Source organism: Euzebya sp. (assembly GCF_964222135.1).
In the GTDB taxonomy this organism is placed as follows: Bacteria; Actinomycetota; Nitriliruptoria; order Euzebyales; family Euzebyaceae; genus Euzebya.
The window spans coordinates 1-16635 of sequence record NZ_CAXQBR010000056.1 but is presented as its reverse complement, the minus strand read 5'-3'; the positions used below and the strand labels follow the sequence as shown (position 1 = coordinate 16635).

Genomic DNA, 16635 nt, shown 5'->3' with positions numbered 1-16635 from the left:
TCGCCGAGGCCGCCCAGGGCACTGCGGAGATCGCGTCCAACGTGACCACCGTGGCCGAGGCGGCCGCCCAGACCGCTGAGGGGGCGTCCTCGACCCAGCAGTCCGCCCACCAGCTGACCGGGGTGGCCAGCGACCTGCAGGGCATCGTCGGCGACGCCGCCGAGCCGTCCCGTGGTCCGCGTCGCTCCCGCGCCGCGCAGGCCCGCGACCTCGCCGGCCGCGGTGCGTGGGACCACGAGACCCAGGTCGAGGAGTACGCCCGCCGCTGACCCCACGCGCATGTGTGTCGGGAGGTGGACGCCGACCGACGCGGCGTCAGGGGCAGGGCGCCGGTGTGGCGACCCCGTCCTCGAGCACCACACGCCCGGCGTCGTCGCGCACCGGATCCGGCAGGGGCGTGTCGCGGAGCCAGCTGGCCACGAGCTCGGGATCAGCACCCCCTCGTCCGCCGGCCGGTCGAGGAGCTGCAGGGCCACCTCGGCGCCCGGCAGCGACCAGTCCGACGTCGACCCGGTCACGGCGTCGGTGTACAGGTCGAGGCCGACGCCCGGACCCCGAGGCTCGGCGCCGGGAGTCCGCGCGGCCTGCACCGCGTCCCGCAGCGCCCCGGCAGCGCCGGGATCCGCCTGGGCGGCCAGCCACAGGGCGACGGTCTCCCGCGCCTGCCCCGCGGCCGAGCAGGCGGCCTGGCCTTCCCACACCCCGTCCGGCCCGGCCTGCGCGGCCAGCACGGCGGACGGCAGCCCGGTGGCCCGCTGCGCCACGGCGAGGGCCAGGCCGAGACGGCCGCGGTCCGCGTCCGCGGTGCCCCGTGGCCACCGCGTCGTGACCAGCACCAGGCCGTCGCCGGATGCGTACTCGACGTCCCAGGCGGCCTCGATCAGCCCGCGAGGGTCGGCGACCTCGTCGTCGAACCAGCGCGAGAGCTCGTGGGCGGCGTCGGTCGGCGCGACCCGCTGGGCGACCGTGAGCGGTCCCACATCCACGCCCCGCTCGACCAGCGGACCGCGGACCACCGTGGTGAGGTCCACCCAGCCCTGCCGCCACCCCTCGTAGGACCCCAGCGCGCACACCGTCGCGCCGATCGGGTCGTCCACGCACTGCCCGGCGGCCGATGGCGCGCCCACGCGGTCCAGCAGGGCCGCCACCGCGGCGCTGTCGGGCGCGCGGACCTGGGCGGCCCCGGCGGCGCCCGCAACTGCCAGCGCGCTGACCGCTGCGACGACGCGGTGGGTGGTGACCCGGCTGGACAGGGCCGCGGCGGCGGCCAGCAGCCCGGTCGCACCGAGGAGACCTTGATGACCGTGTCCTGCACGGTCTCGTCGACAAGGCCGCGGTCGTCGCAGCGCTGCGACAGGCGCAGGACCAGCCACCGCGCGTGGCGGTCGTACAGCGCCGACAGGGCCGCGCGGTCGCCGTCGGCGATCGCGCGCAGCAGGTCCTCGTCGCGGGGCATGGGTCCTTCCGGGTCTGTGGTCTCATCATGCTGACGTGGGCGGGGGAGGGATCGGTTCACGAGGTGCGGCGGCTGCCACACGATGTCGGCGCGGGCCAGCGGGCATCTCCGCCATGGCGGGTGACCTTGACGGCGTCAGGCCCGGCCGGTGGACTCGGGCGATGGGGGACTCCGGACGAGTCGCACGCCTCCTCCGCCTCGTCGTCGCGGTGGTCGCCGCGATCGCGGTGGCCCCGCCGTCCCGACGGGCCGTGCGGGGCAGGGCGTGCAGTCACCGGGTTCGACGCAGTTGCGCTGGATCCAGACCCGGCCGGAACCGGTCGCGACCCTGGCGGTGCTCGGCTCAGGGGTGGCGACCACCGCGGGGATCCTCCACCCGGCCGACGGCTCGGTCCTCCTCGACGGGCCCCTGGCCTGCGTCGGCGACGGCCCGGCCGGGGTCGACGTGATCGGCAGGCGGGGCGCCGACGGGGAGGGGATCCTGTTCGAGGCGGTCGACGAGCGGACGGGCCAGCCGACCGGGTTGGTGATCGGTGGGGCAGCCGCGGGCACGGTCGGCCGGGCATCGGGTAGCTGCGGCATCCGTGGCGGTCAGGGCGACGTGGTGCTGGTCACCACGTCGTTCACGTCCTCCGACAGCCTGGTCCCACGACGGCAGGCCATCGCGTACCAGGTCGCTGACGGGGCCGCGACGCAGCTCCACGCCGCCACGATCGTGTCCTGCCCCCCCTCCGGGGCGGTGTACAGCGCTGAGGCACCCGCGATCTCCGGCGCGTACCTGGTGGGCGCCGGCTCGACATGCCCCGGCCGGGTCCTCCAGGCGCACGACCTGCGGACCGGCGGGCTGGTGGCCGAGCTGGACATCGGTCTCGGACGGGTGGTGGCCCTCGACGACGGCCCGCGCCCCGGTGACCAGTCGCTCGCCCAGGCGCTCGTCCACGACGGTGACGTGATCCAGCTCCACGCCCTCCACGTGCTCGGCGGGACGCCGCAGTGGATCGGCCAGTGGGCGCACGCGGGGACCCTCGTGGCGGTCGGCGAGGACGTGGCCGGGATCCGTCCGCCCGGATCGGACCTGGTCGCGCTGGTCGACCTCCGGACGATCGACGGGCAGGTCCGCGCGATGGCCGACCCCGGGGTCCCCCGGGACCGGGTCCGCCAGCACGTCGTCGACGACGCCGGGCGGCTGCTGACGGTCGCGGACGAGCCGGCGACCCTGACCGTGGTGGCGCCCGACGGCGCATCGTTGTGGACGGTCGACTTCTCGTCGGTGCTCGGCGGACCGGTCAGCGGCGTCCGGATCGATCACGTCGGTCTCGACGGGGCGGTGTACGTGTCGGGGCGCGTTGACCTCGGCGACGACCCGAGCTGGTTCGTCGCCCGGCTGGACGACGGTGGGCCCGTCGAGCCGCCGGGCGTGCTGCGCCTGCACGACCCCACCGACGCAGTGGACCTGGCCGTCGACGTGTGCCGTCGGGTCGCGCCCACCCCCGCATCCGCGGCGCGCGTCGTCATCGCCCGCGATGACGTGTTCGCCGATGCGCTGGCCGGGTCGGCGCTGGCGGGTCCCGACGGGTGCGTGCTGTTCCAGTCGGGCGGCGCGTCGCTCGACCGCCGGACCCTGTTCGAGGCCGTCCGCGTCCTGCCCGCGGGCGGCCGGGTGTACCTGCTGGGTGGGTCCGCCGCGATCGCGCACGAAGCGGAGGCGGATCTCGTCGACACCGGCTTCGACGTCGTGCGCCTCGCCGGGGACGAGCGGACCGCCACCGCGGCCGCGGTCGCCCGGGAGGTGACGGCGACGCGCGAGCCGACCGTCCCAGGCACCGCCTACCTCGCGACGGCCGAGGCCTTCCCCGATGCCGTGACGGCGGGGGCGCACGCCGCGGCTGCCGGGATCCCGCTGCTGCTGACCGCGCCCGACGCGCTGTCGCCGGCGACCGCGACGGTCCTGGAGGACCTCGGGATCACCCGGACGGTCGTGCTCGGCGGGGAGGCCGCCATCAGCGACGCCGTGCTCGCGCAGGTGCCCGGACCCGAGCGGGTGGCCGGCGACACGCGCTACGGCACCGCGGCGGCGATCGCGCGGGAGCTGTGGGCCCCGGACGACATCGAGGGCGCCCAGTTGGTCGCCGTCGATGCCGCCGGCTCGTGGCGCGCCGCCTCGGCCGCCGGACCGCTCGCCGCGGCGAGGGGCACCCCGCAGATCGGGGTCGCGGCAGCGACGGCGACACCGGACTCCCTCGTGGCGCTTGGGCGAGTTGGCGGACGGCGCGGAGCTGCCGCTGACGGTCGTGGGCGGATCGCGGGACGTCACGTCGGCGGTGGTCGGGCAGGCGGTCACCGCCACCCGTTGAGCGCACCGCCTATGATCGTCACATGACGATGACGGCGATATCTGGCGATGCCGACGTGGCAGTCGGTGCGGCGGCCAGCCTGTTTCGGAGCCTGGGCGATCCCACCCGGATCCGGGTGCTGCAGCTCCTGGCGGATGGCGAGCACCGGGTGGTCGACCTGACGCGCCAGCTCGGCCTCGCCCAGTCGACGGTCTCGGCGCACTGCGCCTGCCTGCGCGACTGCGGCCTGATCGCGTCCAGGCCCGAGGGCCGGGCGACGGTGTACTCGTTGGCGGTCGGTGCGGAGGTGCGCGCGGTGCTCGCCGCCGCGGAGGACCTGCTGGCCGCGACGGGTGCCGCGGTGGCGCTCTGCCTCACCTACGGGGAGGGGATGGGGACGTGACCGAGGTGCAGACCCGGCTCGACGGGCCGGCACGGCGGGCGGTCCGGCTCGAGCAGCTCACGATCGGCTACAACGTCGTCGAGGGGATCGTCGCCGTGGCAGCCGGGGTCGCGGCCAGCCTGGTGTCCCTCGTCGGCTTCGGGATCGACTCCGGCATCGAGGTGGCGGCCGCGGCGGTCGTCCTGCACCGCCTCCTGGCCGAGCTCCGCGGCGGGGACGTCGACGAGGCCAAGGAGCGACGCGCCCTCAGGTTCATCGCGCTGACGTTCTTCGCGCTGGCGACCTACGTGACCGTCGAGGGTGTGGTGCGGCTGCTCGGCGACGAGGCGCCGGACACCAGCGCGGTCGGCGTCGCCCTGACCGGCGCGTCGATCGTCGTGATGCCGTGGCTCGCGTGGGCGAAGGCCCGCGCCGGGCGGGCCATCGGGTCCCGCCTGGTGATCGCCGACGCCGCGGAGACCCGGCTCTGCGCCTGGCTGTCGGTGTCCACGTTCGCGGGGCTGGTGGCGTTCCAACTGTTCGGCTGGACCTGGGTCGACCCGGTCGCGGGGTTCGTCATCGCGGGCTTCGCGGTCAGCGAGGGGCGGGAGGCGTGGGAAGGCGAGATCGTGTGCGACGACGACCACGACTGACCCCGCCCAGCGGCCTGGCGCTGGGTGGCCTCCACAACACGCCACCCGTGGTGCCGCCGCCGAGGAGCATCCTCGCTCGGTCTGCCCGACGTGGTGTTGCGCTCGTCGCTGACTTCAGTGCCTCCTGCGTCGTGTACCGAAAGGGCGACGGCCCGCCCCGTAGATGGGGACGGACCGTCGTTGCCTTCGTTGCGCTTCACGAGGGGTCAGGGGTGACGCCTCACCTCACGTGTGAAGTGTCATGGAAGTGGCAGGACAGTGCCACCCTGACACATTGAGCAGTTGTGAACCGGGTCCCCCCCGGGGGACCCTTGTGGGGACTGAGGAACCCGGGGGCGCCGGCGATCGAGTGGTCGCGAGCGTCGAAGTACGGGGCCGGCTCTGAGCGAGATTCTCCACCACGCGCTCACAGCCCCTGCGAGGACCTCCGGCACTGGGCCGACGCTGAACTTGATGACTCCCACGCACCTCTCGGTCTGTCGCGAGTTCCGCTACGGTTCGCCCGTGAGCGTTCTCGCCTTTGCCGTAGCAGCCAACGGCATTGCTGCCGCGGCCGACAGCGTCTACCTGACTGTGGATGAGGGTCGTTGGGAGATGACCTCGACGAACCAGAAGCTGGTCATGGGACCCTCCCTCATGGCTGGTGCAGCGGGTCTGGCGCACTTCACAAACCGGAACGGTGGCCAGGTCTTCGTGCTGGACCTCCTGGAGCTGTCGGCCGGGGCGGCAACTCCAGCACAGGCGGCAACTCAGTTCGTGTCCTACTTCACAGACCTGCCGGTCGGTCTACCGACCCTCCCCGATGACGATCGCGTCATCACGGCTGTTTTCGCGACGTACGAACCGGGGGTCGGAACCATTGCCATCGCGTCTGTGTTCGCCAGCCGTTCTGCGACCGTTGAGGTCGAGACCGTGAGTGACCCCAACCAGCGGATTACGGTGCTGGCCGGCTGGCCTCCGTCCGACGCTCTGCAGCTCAGCTCGGCGCTTTCATCGCCGGAAACCCGCGCATGCGCCGCCGCGCTCGCCGTCTGCGAGATGGCTGACCACACCGAGATCAAGCCCGGCGTGTTCGGCGTCCGGGGTCCAGCGCAGGCCCGATGGTGGTCCGAAGTCGGCACGGGCCATCGAACGATCACCTGCCGTTGACCGACACCGGCGGTCCCCAACCCTGGCTAGAGCCGGCGACCAGGCCGTCGCCTTCGTCGAGTTGGACGCGACGCTAGTTGGCGGTTGCTGTGCGGCTTCTGAGATCGACCGACTGCCCTAGTTTCGGGCGAGCTGCTGCACGGCAACCCCTACGAATCCGTGGGGCGTGAGCCATTGATCATCAGCTACCCCCGGAGGCTGCCAGGTCGCTACTACGAAGGACTCCGGTAACTCCAGCTCAGTGTGGATGTCGACCATCTCGTCGTTGCTGCCACCTTGGATCACCCCGGTCCCTGCGAGCTCACCAACGACGCATCCTGCCACCGCTTCGGCAAGCTCCGGCCCCCCAGCCACCTGGACGGCGTCGATGATGCGACTGACTGCGGTCTTGACCGAGGCTCCGTACAGCACAACGTCCATCTGGACGGTCAACGCCCCGCCCACACAGAGCTTCGCGACTGCGAGCGCGTCATGACATGGCTCCTGAGGAGTTGCGGGGGGGACGCGGTCAAGCTCCGGCTTCCATGTGGACGTGCTGACCCGCAGCCGAGCCTGCTCCCTCGCGAACCCCACGATCACGCTGCTGTGCAGCACACAGCGAACAGCCAAGCTGTCCCCCCGATCAGGTCAGGCCAGCGAGCAGACGATCGGTGATCTCCGTCGCTGCTTCACGAGCCCGGCTGCTCGGTACGTACTGTGGGTCGTTCAAGACGTCCTCGTCGAGCGACACGTCAGACAGCGCTACGAGGCACCGGCGGTAGGCCGACGACTTGGACAGGTGAGCTGAGCGGACCTGTAGCAATGCATGGACGTGCCCCGCCAAGAACCGACGGTCGCGGCCCGCCATGTGGAACGGCAGCTGGCCGCTAGCGCACAGCTTGTACAGGGTCGGCCGAGAGATCGCGAGGAGGTCGGCGGCCTCTGTTGTCGTCAGGACGTGTTGACGGGTGAAGACCGCGGGCTGCTCTCCGCGCTCGTGGGCGTCGAGTACCGCGGCGACGAGCCGGACCGCCTCCGGGGAGCGAACGCTACGTGTTGTCCCGTCTACGGCGACGAGTTGGGCGTGCTCCCATGAACGGACCATCAGACAACCCCTTCAGATGTAGCAGGTGTAATCGAGTGTAGCGCTGAGCCGTTCGATGGCAAGCAGGTCGCGGAATCAGGTTGCCAGAGGCTGAGGATGCCGCCCGGGGCGGTCATGTGTGCTCGGGGGTGTCTGGAGTGATGTGGCGGAACTGGACGCCCGCGACAACCGCCTGGAGGCCTGCTGCACGACGCGCGGCCTTCGCAGGATGACGTCTGAGTCGACCCGGAGTTTCCGCTGGAGCAGCCCGCATATCTCCGCCCGCCGGGAGGGTCGCGACGCCACAGGTACCTCCGATGCGGCGGTCTACGTCGCACTGTCCTCCGCGAACGCGTCGCAGCCGGCACGCAAGATCGCTTCCCGCGGTGGCCTCGCGCACGCGACGCATCGCCGTTGAGGTTCCGGGTGGGTGGTGAACCAGGGCCATGTCGCTGTCGACTCGACCGTGCCCTCACACAGCAATGCGGCTGCAGGCGTGCCCGGCGGGGTGTGGGACCGTCTGCCTGACATGAGCCACCGTGATGCTGACCCCGACCTCGTCTCCGTCTTGGAGCTGCTCGACGCTGCGTTGCTGGAAGCCCGACAGGGGCCGGTTGGACACGGCGAGGTCGCAGGCACCGCACTCCAGCGCACTGTCAGCTTGCTGCTCGACGCGGATCCGGTGACCTGGCCGGGTGTTCCCGCTGCCCAAGCGGCACTGTTTGACGCGGTGCTGAGCAACGCCGAGGAGCCGTGGCGAGGATGGGTCACCGACGTCCTGGTGCGCAACGGCCGATCTGTTGAGGCAATCTTCGTCAAGGCGTCAGCGTCCGTAGCCTCCGGTCACATGGCGCACTTCCACGCCGACCCGGACGTCTACCGGTGGGTCGCGGTCCCAGACCTCCCCTATGCGCACAGTCCACGTGTCGCCCGCCACACCTTCGACCGGGCACTGCGCCGAAGTCAACACATCGAGTCGATCGAGCGGCTGCTCGGGGTCGCAGACCCAGACAGGACCCGACGTCGGGCAGGTCGGTGGTGGCAGCAGCGCCTTACGGCCGCCGACCTGGGTTCACATCCGCCTCTTGCCGACGCCCTGGAGTTCGTCCGCGAAGGACTGACCGTGGCACCGTTCAACGCGCACGCAGTGGAGCGGTACATCCGCAACGAGGTCCCTCCGCAGGTCCAGCGTACGGTTCGCGGCCTGCTCTTTGACCCCATCACCTGGTCGGAGTCCTCGCCGATCGTCAGCAACGGTCAGCACCGCATCGCGCAGGCCCGCCTCGACGGGATCGCCAGCTTGCCCGTGGTGGCGAACTGACCTTCCCTCCTGCTGTGCCATCCATGGACGTGTCACTGCCAGTCTCATCGTGACACTTCGTCCGTTTGTGACGCCAACCGCCTGCTGCTGCAGCCAGTCTCCGAACCGGAGCCGGTGCAATCATCGCCCGTAAGCGGAGCCGAGGCGCGCCGTCGTGGAGGGGTCAGGGAGTATGGCCGAACAGATCGCGGCGCCGCCGCAGTCGGTGGAGTCCAAGGCATCGAGGCGCTTGCGGACCTGCTGGAGCACGGTCCGCATCCGCTCCAGCTCTGACATCCGCTGCTCAATGTCGGCCAGGCGCTGATCGACCAGCTCGGCGGTGTGGCCGCACGGCGGCTGTCCGTCGTCGCGGATCGCCAGGATCTCGCGGATCTGGCGCAACGGCAGACCTGCAGCCTGTGCGGCGAGGATGAACGTGATGCGGTCGACCACGTCGTGGGGATAGTCGCGGTAGCCGCCAGCGGTGCGCGCAGGCGGATGCAGCAGGCCGTTGGCCTCCCAGAACCGCAGCGCCTTGGTGGTCACACCGGTTGTCTGCGCCACCATGCCGATCAACATCGCCTGACGCCTTCCGTTCGAACCTGACCCCTTGACCTTCCACCGTAGGGCAAGGCCTACGGTCGGTCGTCGATGACCCGAAACCGGAGCGACGCACATGGATTTGACCCTGCTGTACTTCGATGGCTGCCCGAACTGGCAGACGATGGCCGACCGGCTGGACACCCTCGCCGGTGAGCTGGATCTGGAGGTGAGTCGACAGACTGTGACGACGGCGGAGGAAGCCGAGGCCGTCGGGTTCCTCGGTTCACCGACGTTGATGGTCGACGGGCACGACCCGTTCGCCGAGGGTGGTGACCCCGCCGGGTTGAGCTGCCGCGTGTATGTCACACCTGACGGCCCCGCCGGTTCGCCGACGCTCGCCCAGCTGCGGGCCGTGCTCACCGCCGCTGGAGAGCGGTCGTGACGGCCTACGGCCTGGTCGTGATCGGCGCCGGCATGGCCGGCGTGAACGCGGCCAACAAGTGCGCTGCGGCCGGCTGGCGAGTCGCGATCGTCGATGAGCTGCCCTACGGCGGCACCTGCGCGCTGCGCGGATGCGACCCGAAGAAGATCCTCCGCCGAGGTGCCGAGATCATCGACAGCGCTCGCCTGCTGGCCGGCAAGGGCATCGATCCGCAGGGTCTGGCGATCAACTGGGCCGACCTGATGGGCCACAAGCACGGCTTCACCGAGCCCGTCCCCCAGCAGATGGAGGACGGCCTTGCCTCCAACGGCGTGGAGACTCTCCGTGGCCGCGCCACCTTCACCGGCCCCACCACCCTGGCCATCAACGGCGCCAGCTATGACACCCGGCATGTGCTGATCGCCACCGGTGCCCGCCCCCGCCCGCTGGACATCGTCGGTGCTGAGCACCTGATCGACTCCACCGCGTTCCTCGACCTGCCCCGGCTGCCCGGCAGGATCCTGTTCGTCGGTGGCGGGTTCGTGTCCTTCGAGTTCGCCCACATCGCCGCACGGGCCGGCAGCCGCCCCATGATCATCGACCGCGGCGCACGACCGCTCAAGGGCTTCGACCCCGACCTGGTCGACCTCCTCACCCGCCGCAGCCACCAGGCCGGCATCGAGATTCAGACCCACACCTCCCTGGTTGCCGTCGAGACGACCGGCGATGCCTACCGGGTGACGCTGGACACCGCTGGGCAGGAGCACACCATCGAGGTGGACCTTGTCGTGCACGGCGCCGGACGGGTCCCGTTGCTGGACGACCTCGACCTCGACGCAGCCGGTGTCGCATACGGGCCACAGGGAGTGCACGTCGGCGGGCATCTGCAGAGCACCACCAACCCGGCCGTCTACGCCGCCGGCGATGCCGCCGACACCCCTGGGATGCCGCTGACCCCAGTGGCGGTGTTCGAGGGCAAGGTCGCCGCCTCCAACATGCTGAAGGGCCAGACGACCGTCCCCGATTACGACGGCGTGCCCACCAGTGTCTTCACCATCCCCGAGTTGGTGCGTGTGGGTCCGCTGGAAGCCGACGCCCGCGACACCTACGGCGACGATCTGGACGTCCGCTACCGCGACACCAGCGGCTGGTACGCCAACTACCGCATCGGCGAGACCGCCGCCGCCACCAAGATCCTGATCAACACCGCCAGCGACACCATCATCGGCGCCCACATGCTGGGCCCCGAGTACGCCGAGGTCATCAACATCTTCGCCCTCGCCATCAAGCTGGGCCTCACCACCCGACAGCTCAAGTCCATGACCCCCGCCTACCCCACCGTCGGCTCCGACCTCGGCTCCATGCTGTGACGCAGCCGTCGAGCAGCCGATCGCGACACCGGCCTCTGCATGCCCTCGACGGGCAAGGCTCAGCGGGATGACCGAGGACGACGGCGGGACTGCTGGCGCTCGCAGGGGCCTGCGTGCCGTGCTGGTCCGGCCGGCCTACCGACGGTTGTGGACGGCGCAGACGGTGTCGCGGTGGGGCGACGTGTTCAACACCGTCGCGCTGGCCGTCCTGGTGTTCCAGCTGACGGGGTCCGGACTGGGCGTCACCGGCGTCGTGGTGGCCGAGATCATCCCCGTGCTGCTGCTGGCGCCACTGGCCGGCGCCGTCATCGACCGGCTCCCTGCCGTGAAGGTGATGATCGCTGCGGATGTGTGGCGGATGGCTCTGGCCCTGCTGCTGCCGTTCGTCGCCGGATCGGTCGTGACTGTCTACATGATCGCGTTCGGCCTGTCCGCCGGCGCGGTGTTCTTCAACCCGGCGTCACAGAGCGTCGTGCCGGCCATCTTGGAGGAGGACGAGCTCATCGCCGGCAACTCCGGGCTGTGGACCGCTGCGGTGGTCTCTCAGATCGTCCTGGCGCCCTTGGCCGGTGGGATGGTGGCCGTCCTCGGCGTGACCCCCGCGTTCCTGCTCAACGCCGCGACCTACGCCGTCTCGGCCGTCGTGCTCATCGGCCTAGTCGTGGCCGTCCCCGTGGCAGCGGAGGCCGCGGCGGACAAGCGCGGCTGGTGGCGACGTGCCGTCGAGGGGGTCGGGATCATCACCGGCACGCCGCTGCTGCGGCTGCTCGCGACGATCCAGCTGCTGGCGGCGCTGTCCGCCGGGGCGACCTCCGCCTTGCTGATCGTGCTGGCGACCGACCACCTCGGCGTCGGCCCGAAAGGGTTCGGGACGTTGCTGGCCGGCATCGGAGTGGGCGCTGCCCTCGGCCCGTTGCTGCTCACCCGAATCACCGACGATCCGCGTCGTCCGGCGTTCGTGTTCGGCCCGTTCGTGCTGCGCGGTGGCGTGGATCTCATCTTGGCGTCCGTGCAAGCCTTCCCCGCGGCGGTCGGTGCGCTGGGGGTCTACGGCCTGGGCACCTCCACCGGCATGGTGACGTTCAACTCGCTGCTGCAGGCCGAGACGACTCCGGCCACCCGGGGGCGGGTGTTCGCGAGCTTCGACGCCATATGGCAGCTGGGGCGCCTGATGTCCCTCGCCGTCGGCGGCGTCCTCACAGATGCCGTCGGCATTACGGCCGTCTACTACCTCGGCGGCGCGTTGCTGCTCGCGGCAGGGGCTGCGGGCTTCTCCCGGACCGGACACGTCGCTGATGCGCGCAGCTGAACCAACATGATCCCGTACTGACGCTGGTCGACACCGCCATCGACACCGGTCATCAGCGGCCACATGCTCGACCCCGAGTACACCGAGGTCATCAACATCTTCGCCCCCGCCATCAAGACCGGGCTCACCACCCGACAGCTCAAGTCCATGCCCGCCTACTCCACAGTCGGATCCGACTTCGGCTCCATGCTCTGAATGCCCGACGTCCACGAGCCGGCCAGCGAGAACACCAACGTCATCTGGTGCATGCGCCGCCTCGTGCGGCGGGGGGGTTCATGGGCTGCAGGCACAGATCGGCCGGAGACCCGGACCTACCTGCGAAGGGGTTCCTGGATACGGTGCATGGCGTGCCAACCACCCTGCGTCGTTCTGCTCCCGTCTTCGTCACCACCGACCTGAACCGGGCACTCGACCACTACCAACGCCTTGGATTCGCCGTGGAGGCCTACGACAACGGCGACCAGTACGGCTACGCCTGCCGAGACGGCATTGAGATCCACCTGGCGACGGTTGACAGCATCGACCACACGACCACCACATCTTGCGCCTACCTGTGGGTCGATGACGCTGCGGCTCTCCACGCGGAATGGACAGCCGCCGGGGTCGCGGGTCAGTTGCATGCCCCATCCGAGACCGACTACGGATTGGACGAGGGAGCGCACGTCGACCCCGATGGCAACCTGATCCGGTTCGGTTCGCCGCCGGTACCTCCGCGCGCTCTGCGGTGACGGAAGGCCCCGCTGCCGACTCTTGCTGGACGAGGCGTGGCGTGGCACGTAGGACGCCGTCACGTCGGCCTGCCCCGGCCACGTTCGCTCAACCAGGGCCGATCAAGAGGCTGAGAACGCGGGATCTGTCTCTCCGAGCGTCGCGCCACAGACGCGATTGTGACGCTGCCGCCGACCCGCGTGGATTTAGGGGTCATCAAGAGGATCTGTGGGTAGCCGGCTGACGTCCGGGCAGCGGTGGGCAGAGTCCGCCGAGGGCGAGCATGGCCATCGCGATCATCGCCTCGGGAGTGCGGAACCCGAACGCCCGACGGTGTAAGACACGAATCTTCGTGTTCGTGCTCTCCACCAGCGCATTGGAGAGCTTCAGCTTCCGGGCTGCCTCGATCTCGCGGCGGTGCCGCTTGATGGTCCTGCCGAGCTTGACGAACGCCTCGATGCGGCAGCGCTGCGCCCACGCCAGCCACTTGTCCAGCATCCGCTTGCCAGCCGGTCCGCGGGCTTTCAACGCCATCCGCAGTTCCTCCTTCAACAGGTAGGCCCGGTACAGCCGGGAGTTGATCCGCGCCACGTCGGCCAGCTTCGCGGCCTGCCGCTCGGTCAGGTCCTCGGGGTTCTTCCACAACGCGTAGCGAGCCCCCTTCAGGCCCCGGGCAAGGTCACGCATGCCGGCCCGGCGGGCGTCGTTCCAGACCTCGCGGCGGACCTCATCCAGGGCGTCGGTGGCCCAACTCACCACGTGAAAGACGTCCATCACCCTGGTGGCCTGCGGGGCACGTCGAGCGACCACGTTGGCGATCCAGGAGGCGGCGTCAGCGGTGACCACCTCGATGCGACCTGCACGTTCAGGTCCGAGCGCGTCGAAGAACGCCTCCACGGTCGCCTCGTTGCGACCCGCCGCAGCCCATACCAGCCGCCCTGAGTCGTGGTCGACCACCACGGTGAGGTAGCGCTGCCCCTTGCGGTAGTGCACCTCGTCGATGCCGATGCGGACCAGCCCATCCAGCGGGTCGTGATCGGCGAGCCGGTCGGCCATCACCCGGGTACAGATCGCCCCGACGGTCTCCCACGCGATCCGCATCAGCTGGGTTACCGCCGTCCTCGTGGCGGCCACGCTCAGCCAGACGACCTGGTCTTCGAAGGCGTGGGTGAACCATGACCCGTGCCGCGCCCAGGGCACCCACGCCACCCGCACGCCGTGCTTGGCGCAGTCGATCCGCGGCGCATCAGCGACCACGAACGCCTTGACCGTCCCGAGATCGAGCGTTCGCCACCGCCGTCGCCCCTCGCCCCGGTCATGGAACGGACACCGCCGGCGGCACTGCGGACAGCGGCCCATGTCGCGGCGTCGCGGCCGCACCCGAGCAACGATCGCGACCACCTCTCCGTCATCGTCGCGTTCCTCAGTGACCCCCTCGATCACAGTGTCGCTGCCGACAGCGAGCAGCCGCTTCCATATCCTCTTCGATGGCACGCCGCGTTGGCCTCCCAGGCGATCTGAGCTTCGAACACCCAGAACCCTAGGAACAGCGCGGCGTGCCGCCCTACATCAGCCTCCGCCCACCCACGGAACCTCTAGAAGCGCCGGATTTAGGTCGCCCCGTAGTTGCCCCTTGGCGGCTGCCTCCCCGCCTTGGTTGCGAACCTTCCAGTACACGTCGTAGGGCGCCGGGGTGTCGGTGCCGACCAATGTGAAGACGAGCTTCCGCTGCTTGGCTACCCGGCCGGCGCGCGCTCGAAGGAACCGCCGTTCCGCCCGGTTGCGCGGCTCTGCGATCTCACATCGGATCGTGACGTGGTAGCGCGTGTCGACAGGGAACTTCTCGTCGATGAAGACCTCGCCTGGCGCACGTTGCCGCTTCGGGGTGTGGCTGAGGCTGGCGGTTTCGGTCGAGGCCGCACGTGAAGCGGTGAGGGCACTGGGGAAGGCGGTGCCGAACACGTCCTGCCACTTCGTGATGCTGTCATCCCGTGTCTCGGCGTGGTACGCGTCGTGAACGAGTTCAGCGAAGGTGTGGAACGCGTTCTTGAACGCGCTCCACTGGGTCTCGGTCCACCGGTGGTCGAACGTCGTGGTAGGGCAGCTCGGGTCGGTGATGGACGGCTTTGTCCACTGCTGTTGGAGCCACGCGTCGAGGTCCTCGGTCAAGTGGAGGAGGGTCGTGGGGACGTCCTTGTAGTAGTCGGCGTCGTAGGTTCGCCAGTTGTCCACGACGTTGCCGACCATGGTCGTCAGGAGGATGGACTTGACCTTGAAGGCGCCGTGGTGATCGCGGGCGTACTTCAGGAGCCGGATGACCTTGCGGAGGTTGCCACCGGTCAGGGTGTCCTTCTCTTGGATCCAGTCGGTGAACCCGATCGGGTTGGTGTCTTCGAACTGGTTGATCGATCGGTTGACGATGACCTCGCGTCCGGACTGCAGCACGACGTAGGTGACGATGTCGATGTGACAGTCGTTGGCGTAGGTGACGCGCACACAGCGGTCCTTCTTCGTGCTCATCTCGCCGTACGTGCTGTGGGTGGACAAGGCGGTCCAGACAGCGTTTGCGTAAGTCCGGGGGTTGTCGTTCCAGTCGAGGTCTTCGGTGAGCTGGACCAGGAAGTCGGCGTCGAACTCAAGGTCGGCAGCCGGTCGGATGATGGTTCGGTGTGCCCATGATCCCTGTGGGACGGTGTCGAGGACGCGGCCGTCCAACGCCCCTGCTTCCTTGAGGGCGTTGGTGATGCGGTCGACTCTGGTGTCCAGGTCGTTGAGGCGTGTCTGGTTGAGGTTGACCGCGTCCCGGAGGAACTGGTTGAAGTACTGGATCAGCTTCATCGGGGGTTGACCTCCATGGCGGCCACGTACTCGTGGTTCACGCGGTCGTAGATCGTCATCGTGGGGTGGACGTCCGGGTTGAAGGCACGTCCGAGCACGACCGCGACGGACAGGGGCATGGCTGGGAACACGTGGAGTCGGCGTACGTGCTTGTGGGTCTCCTCGAACGCTCCGATGAGTTGTCCGCACGTCTGCATGAAGGCCTGCAGCACGCGAGGCCCACTGACCACGTCGTTGAACGGCGTGCTGTCGACGGTGATGTTGAAGGCCGGTAGGTGTTGGACTGCTGCCGGCAGTTCGCCAGGGTGAATCGTGCCGCTGATGCTCAGGACCAGGACGGCCTCGACGGTGTCGTGCTGCGCGGTTGGGATGTCGAGTTCGAAACCCACCTCAGCGTCGCTATCGGGCCAGGTCCAGGTCTCGGTCTGGCGGTGCCGCTGGTAGACGTCGGTCGCGACGGTGTCGTCGAGTTTGGCACCCAGGTAGACAAGGAGTGGAAGGCGGGCGATGGCGAAGACGCTCAGGTGGCCGATCTCCTCGGTCGCGATGGCTTCGGCGACCTTGCCGTCCATCACCTCGTCGATCTTCTTGGTCGCGACTCGGTAGTAGTCGGGCCCCCCTGCCTTCTCACCGGGAAGGCCACGAAGGTCGATCTCGATGGTGTTGCGCGTCGACGCAGGGAAGTGCGGGAACTTGCCGGCGCCGTGCATGACGGCGTCTGCTACCTCCCCCCGGGTCAGCTTGGTCGACTGACCACGGAGCCCGTCGATCATGCGGATCGCGGCCGTCCTGTCTGTGGCGCCCATCTCCGTCTGCAGGTGCACACGGTCCTCGTGCCTCTGCTTGCGCATCCTGAGGAAGTCGATGGTGAAGGCGTCGCGGGACCCCTTCTTGTCGAGCTCATCGTGCTCGTCGTCACAGACCAACATCAGGTTGTCGGCCTGGTCGCGCTCCTCCTCGTTGAGGTCGTCATCAAGTCCCCGTGTCGGCGGACATGAGAACCTCCCCACTGGCGGACATCAGATGTCCCCACCGGTGGCCACGAGAAGGTCCCCACGGGCGGCCACCAGTTCTCCCCATCCCCTGATCGATGCCCGCCGCCGGGTCATG

General features: G+C 69.6%; 16 protein-coding genes and 1 pseudogene. 10 read left to right on the top strand and 7 right to left on the bottom strand.

Annotated features, from left to right (window positions below):
- Positions 1-1148, bottom strand: a pseudogene (locus tag ACEQ2X_RS12560) (hypothetical protein); the annotation flags it as partial.
- A gap of 573 nt (positions 1149-1721) precedes the next feature.
- Between ACEQ2X_RS12560 and ACEQ2X_RS12555 the strand changes: the two are divergent.
- The 4 genes from ACEQ2X_RS12555 (at position 1722) to ACEQ2X_RS12540 (ending at position 5973) form a co-directional block, all read left to right on the top strand.
- Positions 1722-3836: a cell wall-binding repeat-containing protein gene (locus ACEQ2X_RS12555; protein ID WP_370326155.1), complete on the top strand. Its 2115-nt coding sequence runs from the start codon at positions 1722-1724 to the stop codon at positions 3834-3836.
- A complete protein-coding gene (locus ACEQ2X_RS12550) occupies positions 3833-4192 on the top strand; it encodes an ArsR/SmtB family transcription factor (protein WP_370326154.1) in 360 nt (119 codons plus the stop codon). Before ACEQ2X_RS12555 ends, ACEQ2X_RS12550 begins: the two co-directional genes overlap by 4 nt.
- Entirely contained in the window at positions 4189-4824 is a 636-nt protein-coding gene (locus tag ACEQ2X_RS12545; RefSeq protein ID WP_370326153.1) for a cation transporter, read from the top strand. The genes ACEQ2X_RS12550 and ACEQ2X_RS12545 overlap by 4 nt, the downstream gene beginning before the upstream one ends.
- A 504-nt stretch (positions 4825-5328) precedes the next feature.
- On the top strand, positions 5329-5973 hold the full coding sequence (locus tag ACEQ2X_RS12540) for a hypothetical protein (RefSeq protein ID WP_370326152.1): 645 nt from the start codon (positions 5329-5331) through the stop codon (positions 5971-5973).
- A 117-nt stretch (positions 5974-6090) separates the two neighbouring features.
- Here ACEQ2X_RS12540 and ACEQ2X_RS12535 read toward each other — a convergent pair whose 3' ends face one another.
- Both ACEQ2X_RS12535 and ACEQ2X_RS12530 read right to left on the bottom strand, forming a co-directional pair.
- On the bottom strand, positions 6091-6552 hold the full coding sequence (locus ACEQ2X_RS12535) for a hypothetical protein (protein ID WP_370326151.1): 462 nt from the start codon (positions 6550-6552) through the stop codon (positions 6091-6093).
- A 43-nt stretch (positions 6553-6595) separates the two neighbouring features.
- Positions 6596-7057 (bottom strand): helix-turn-helix domain-containing protein, encoded by a 462-nt coding sequence (locus tag ACEQ2X_RS12530; RefSeq protein WP_370326150.1) that lies wholly within the window; start codon positions 7055-7057, stop codon positions 6596-6598.
- Positions 7058-7565: 508 nt separating this feature from the next.
- Here ACEQ2X_RS12530 and ACEQ2X_RS12525 point away from each other — a divergent pair.
- Positions 7566-8357: a hypothetical protein gene (locus ACEQ2X_RS12525; protein WP_370326149.1), complete on the top strand. Its 792-nt coding sequence runs from the start codon at positions 7566-7568 to the stop codon at positions 8355-8357.
- A gap of 120 nt (positions 8358-8477) precedes the next feature.
- On the opposite strand, the gene ACEQ2X_RS12520 is transcribed toward ACEQ2X_RS12525, so the two are convergent.
- Positions 8478-8915: a heavy metal-responsive transcriptional regulator gene (locus ACEQ2X_RS12520; RefSeq protein ID WP_370326148.1), complete on the bottom strand. Its 438-nt coding sequence runs from the start codon at positions 8913-8915 to the stop codon at positions 8478-8480.
- Positions 8916-9012: 97 nt separating this feature from the next.
- Between ACEQ2X_RS12520 and ACEQ2X_RS12515 the strand changes: the two genes are divergently transcribed.
- The 5 genes from ACEQ2X_RS12515 (at position 9013) to ACEQ2X_RS12495 (ending at position 12707) form a co-directional block, all read left to right on the top strand.
- Entirely contained in the window at positions 9013-9321 is a 309-nt protein-coding gene (locus ACEQ2X_RS12515) for a thioredoxin family protein (RefSeq protein ID WP_370326147.1), read from the top strand.
- Positions 9322-9353: 32 nt separating this feature from the next.
- Entirely contained in the window at positions 9354-10670 is a 1317-nt protein-coding gene (locus ACEQ2X_RS12510; protein WP_370326156.1) for an NAD(P)/FAD-dependent oxidoreductase, read from the top strand.
- 67 nt (positions 10671-10737) lie between these two features.
- Complete coding sequence (locus ACEQ2X_RS12505) at positions 10738-11979, top strand: MFS transporter (RefSeq protein ID WP_370326146.1); 1242 nt, start codon at positions 10738-10740, stop codon at positions 11977-11979.
- A gap of 63 nt (positions 11980-12042) precedes the next feature.
- Positions 12043-12174 (top strand): hypothetical protein, encoded by a 132-nt coding sequence (locus ACEQ2X_RS12500; RefSeq protein ID WP_370326145.1) that lies wholly within the window; start codon positions 12043-12045, stop codon positions 12172-12174.
- A gap of 152 nt (positions 12175-12326) precedes the next feature.
- On the top strand, positions 12327-12707 hold the full coding sequence (locus ACEQ2X_RS12495) for a bleomycin resistance protein (RefSeq protein ID WP_370326144.1): 381 nt from the start codon (positions 12327-12329) through the stop codon (positions 12705-12707).
- Positions 12708-12903: 196 nt separating this feature from the next.
- Here ACEQ2X_RS12495 and ACEQ2X_RS12490 read toward each other — a convergent pair whose 3' ends face one another.
- From ACEQ2X_RS12490 to ACEQ2X_RS12480, 3 genes are all read right to left on the bottom strand, one after another.
- Entirely contained in the window at positions 12904-14181 is a 1278-nt protein-coding gene (locus ACEQ2X_RS12490; protein WP_370326143.1) for an ISL3 family transposase, read from the bottom strand.
- A gap of 75 nt (positions 14182-14256) precedes the next feature.
- Positions 14257-15525, bottom strand: a complete 1269-nt coding sequence (locus tag ACEQ2X_RS12485) for a cyclic GMP-AMP synthase DncV-like nucleotidyltransferase (RefSeq protein ID WP_370326142.1) — start codon at positions 15523-15525, stop codon at positions 14257-14259.
- The gene (locus ACEQ2X_RS12480) at positions 15522-16535 is read right to left on the bottom strand and encodes an SAVED domain-containing protein (protein WP_370326141.1); all 1014 of its coding nucleotides are present in this window, start codon (positions 16533-16535) and stop codon (positions 15522-15524) included. The genes ACEQ2X_RS12485 and ACEQ2X_RS12480 overlap by 4 nt, the downstream gene beginning before the upstream one ends.
- Positions 16536-16635 lie beyond the last annotated feature (100 nt).

Coding starts and splice junctions, on each gene's coding strand:
- ACEQ2X_RS12530 (WP_370326150.1), bottom strand. CDS start 7,057: ATGGTCCGTTCATGGGAGCACGCCCAACTCGTCGCCGTAGACGGGACA.
- ACEQ2X_RS12510 (WP_370326156.1), top strand. CDS start 9,354: ATGGCCGGCGTGAACGCGGCCAACAAGTGCGCTGCGGCCGGCTGGCGA.
- ACEQ2X_RS12485 (WP_370326142.1), bottom strand. CDS start 15,525: ATGAAGCTGATCCAGTACTTCAACCAGTTCCTCCGGGACGCGGTCAAC.
- ACEQ2X_RS12520 (WP_370326148.1), bottom strand. CDS start 8,915: ATGTTGATCGGCATGGTGGCGCAGACAACCGGTGTGACCACCAAGGCG.
- ACEQ2X_RS12515 (WP_370326147.1), top strand. CDS start 9,013: ATGGATTTGACCCTGCTGTACTTCGATGGCTGCCCGAACTGGCAGACG.
- ACEQ2X_RS12550 (WP_370326154.1), top strand. CDS start 3,833: ATGACGATGACGGCGATATCTGGCGATGCCGACGTGGCAGTCGGTGCG.
- ACEQ2X_RS12505 (WP_370326146.1), top strand. CDS start 10,738: ATGACCGAGGACGACGGCGGGACTGCTGGCGCTCGCAGGGGCCTGCGT.
- ACEQ2X_RS12525 (WP_370326149.1), top strand. CDS start 7,566: ATGAGCCACCGTGATGCTGACCCCGACCTCGTCTCCGTCTTGGAGCTG.
- ACEQ2X_RS12500 (WP_370326145.1), top strand. CDS start 12,043: ATGCTCGACCCCGAGTACACCGAGGTCATCAACATCTTCGCCCCCGCC.